At 49.4% G+C, this 3,643-nt stretch carries 3 protein-coding genes; 1 reads left to right on the top strand and 2 read right to left on the bottom strand.

The features are described 5' to 3' along the window. The coding region (gene ald / locus PHF27_RS10095; RefSeq protein ID WP_300069373.1) for an alanine dehydrogenase at positions 1–1,103 on the bottom strand (1,103 nt) is incomplete at its 3' end. A 246-nt stretch (positions 1,104–1,349) separates the two neighbouring features. On the opposite strand from ald, the gene PHF27_RS10090 reads away from it, so the two are divergent. Next, positions 1,350–2,909, top strand: coding sequence for a sigma 54-interacting transcriptional regulator (locus tag PHF27_RS10090; RefSeq protein ID WP_300069370.1), 1,560 nt, complete (start codon positions 1,350–1,352; stop codon positions 2,907–2,909). 126 nt (positions 2,910–3,035) lie between these two features. On the opposite strand, the gene PHF27_RS10085 is transcribed toward PHF27_RS10090, so the two are convergent. Beyond that, complete coding sequence (locus PHF27_RS10085; protein ID WP_300069367.1) at positions 3,036–3,344, bottom strand: hypothetical protein; 309 nt, start codon at positions 3,342–3,344, stop codon at positions 3,036–3,038. Positions 3,345–3,643 lie beyond the last annotated feature (299 nt).

The following is a 3,643-nucleotide window of genomic DNA, read 5'->3' as shown; positions in this document are numbered from 1 at the left end:
GCTGCCGGTACATAGGGCAGGCCCAAGCCTTCGGCAACTCCTTGGTAAGTTACGTTGCCATCCACCACATTCAAGCCGTTAGCCAACCCAGCATTGTCCTTCAAAGCCTGTTTCCAGCCTTTGTTAGCAATCTGCAGCGCATACTCTAAGGTCACATTTGTCAAAGCCAAGGTGGAAGTTCTAGCCACTGCCCCAGGCATATTAGCTACTGCATAATGCACAACACCATATTTTTCATAGGTAGGTTCGCTATGCGTCGTAATACGGTCAATAGTCGCCACCGAGCCTCCTTGGTCAATCGCTACATCGACAATCACGGAACCAGGCTCCATGGATTTTACCATTTCCTCGGTTACCAGCTTCGGCGCTTTAGCTCCTGGCAACAATACAGCGCCCACCAGCAAGTCCGCTTGCTTCACCCATTTAGCCAAGTTGAAACTGTTAGACATAACGGTCTGCACGCGACCGCCAAAAATATCATCCAAATAAGCAAGACGTTCCGCCGAACGATCCAACACAGTAACACGAGCGCCCATGCCTACGGCTATTTTGGCAGCATTGGTACCAACGATGCCGCCGCCGACAATGACGACTTGTCCTACTTCTACCCCTGGAACGCCGCCCAAAAGAATTCCTTTGCCGCCACAAGGCTTTTCCAGGAATTGAGCGCCAATCTGCACCGCCATACGTCCAGCTACTTCGCTCATCGGCGCCAATAACGGCAAACCGCCATGGCTCCCCAAAATAGTCTCGTAAGCAATGCCCACTACTTTCTTTTTGAGCAGCGCTTCCGTCAAAGCCGGTTCCGGCGCCAAATGCAAGTACGTATATAAAATTTGCCCTTCATGGAACAAATCATATTCTGCCGGCAAGGGCTCTTTGACTTTTATAATCATTTCTGCACTATCAAACAATTCTTTACGGTCCGCCATAATAACGCCGCCTGCTTTTTGATACGCCTCGTCGCTAAAGCCGCTGCCCAAACCCGCTCCTTTTTCCACCAGCACTTTGTGCCCGGCTTGCACCAACGCATCTACGCCGGCAGGCGTCAAGCCCACCCGGTTTTCATTATTCTTAATTTCCTTCGCCACTGCAACAATCATCGTAATCCCTCTAATTGCAAATTACGGTTTGTACCGCTGCTTTTTATATAGCAATAACCATGCCAAGTCTAGTAAGGCTATTTTACTGAACCTTTTTCTGCCATTGGAAACTTTTCATACCAATCATTGGCAACAAAAGCTTCCGTTTGGAAACTTTTGTTGCAGGAAATTAATAAAACTTGTGTAATACACTGGTAAAGAAAGTTTAGTTCATATCCTATACCCTCTTGAAAGGAAGTTTCTATTATGCGTTTTCGCCTGCCCAATGTCGACCGCGTCGGCTTAGTCATGGATATCTCTCGCATTCTTGCGGAACGACATATCAACATTCTTTCCATGGAAGTCGATCTACGTGTCATTTTCCTGGAAGTTCAGCCTCTATCCCACCATGCCGCGCGGGAACTAGCCGAATGTCTTTTGACCGTTCCCGGCATTCTTGATGTCGAAATGATCGACCTAATGCCTCACCAAGAACGTTCGCAGCAAATCCAGGCCATGCTGACCTCCGTGCAAGACGGCATTATCGCCGTTGACCGTTACGGACGCATTACCCAATGCAATCCAGCTGCGGAAAAGCTGCTCCACTGTCCTGCCGAAGAAATTCTAGGCAAGTGTCTGGAAGATATTTTTCCGCCATCCTCCCCGCTGCGCCGCACGCTGGAAAGCGGCAAGAGTTATCACAATGAAGAATTGTTTTTTGAAAAAGTTGCTGGCCATTGTCTTGCTACCAGCACCCCTCTTTTAGATGCCGCCGGGTTTGTCAGCGGCGCCATGGTTGTACTGCGGGACATTCGGGATGTCCAAGAGCTTGTTCATCGCTTGACAGGGCCCTCGCCCTTCACCTTCGCAGAGATCATTTTCACCAGCACCGCCATGCAGGAAGTAGTCTCCCAAGCCCAAACCTACGCCCGCAGTGATTCTACCGTTTTAATCCGCGGCGAAACCGGCACCGGCAAGGAGCTAATCGCCCGCGCCCTTCATGCTGCATCGCCGCGCAACGCCAAAGCCTTCCTGCCGGTCAACTGCGCAGCCATTCCTGATGCGCTCTTGGAAAGCGAGCTCTTCGGCTATGAAGAAGGCTCTTTCACCGGCGCCGTCAAAGGAGGCAAAGCAGGACTTTTTGAACTAGCCCAGGGAGGCACTCTGTTTTTGGATGAAATCGGCGAAGTTTCTTCCCATCTGCAAGCTAAGCTGCTGCGCGTACTGCAGGAACGAAAAGTTCGCCGCTTAGGCAGCAATCGGGAGCAACCCATCAATGTTCGCATCCTCGCCGCTACCAATCGTCCCCTGGAAACTTTGATGGCCCAAGGAACCTTCCGCGAGGATCTGTACTATCGTTTAAATGTCATTCCTCTATTTCTCCCGCCTCTGCGCGAACGCTTAGAAGACATTGATCCCCTTAGCCGCTTCTTTTTACACCGTTTTGCCGCTAAACTCCAAAAAAGCGTACAAGAAATCAGCAGCACCGCCTTGGAAAAGCTCAAACACTATCATTGGCCCGGTAATATCCGCGAATTGGAAAATATCATGGAGCGCGCTTGCAACATCGTCAACGGGCCAGTTCTCTTAAGCGAACATATCTTTTTGCCCGCTGCCACGATTCCCAGTAATATCCAGACAGCTCCTGCAAAAAAAACACAGTCTTTGGCCGCCTCCATGCAAGAAGTAGAAAAAAAACTTCTGGCTGAGGCAATGGGCGAATATCGCAGCGCCCGTCAGCTAGGCCTCGCTTTAGGATTGTCCCATACTGCCATTCTTAAAAAGCTCCGTAAATACGGCCTCTCCGTACCAGGTAGTTCTCATTGAAAGGAAAAACTCAGCACTTTACAAAGAACAGCCTTTGATGGAATGACTTATGCGCAAGCGCTAGCTGCCCGCTAATCAGAAAGTCCCGGATCTGGCCATAAGCCACCCCGGGACTTTCTGTCGCTATTAATACCCGCAATTCACGGTCCAGGTTCCCGGATTTTCCGGATCGTATGGTTCTGCAAGCTGTTTGGTCGCATCAATCAAAGCATCTTCCATCGTCGCAAACCATTCATTAGGGCTGACATACGGATAAGCTGCGCCAGCTGGCTGATAAAAATGGCTTGTGCGATGCCCGAGCCTGCCGTCTCCTGCTTCGACAACTTTGATACCGATGCACTGGCCGCCGATAAACACGCCCCATTCGCCAACTACCCGGCACATGGATTCAATCTTGCCCTCACTGGATAAAGCGATTGCATCTTCCCATTTCATATTGCCTCGTCCTCCTTGTGTAGACTTTATTCAAGGATAGCTTTCTGTTTATTTCGTCTTTTAAATGTCACTTTCCTGCTTCCAGCATCGCTTTATTGAAAAAATCATCGTCTTATCATCTTTTCATAGGCAAAGCAGAATGAAAGTGATATGATAGAAAAAAAGAAAGGAGCGGATTTCGTGTTGCGGTCCTTTTGCATTCTTTTGTATCGCATTATTGCCTTAATCGGCTCCGGCCTGATTATTGGCGGCAACGAATTGATTTTGGTCCTGGATGAGCTTTTGGTGCGTCTAGCGAC

Origin of the sequence: Anaeromusa sp. (assembly GCF_028691475.1) — a bacterium.
GTDB lineage: Bacteria > Bacillota > Negativicutes > Anaeromusales > Anaeromusaceae > Anaeromusa.
This window is presented reverse-complemented; position numbering and strand designations above follow the sequence as displayed.

Coding starts and splice junctions, on each gene's coding strand:
- PHF27_RS10085 (WP_300069367.1), bottom strand. CDS start 3,344: ATGAAATGGGAAGATGCAATCGCTTTATCCAGTGAGGGCAAGATTGAA.
- PHF27_RS10090 (WP_300069370.1), top strand. CDS start 1,350: ATGCGTTTTCGCCTGCCCAATGTCGACCGCGTCGGCTTAGTCATGGAT.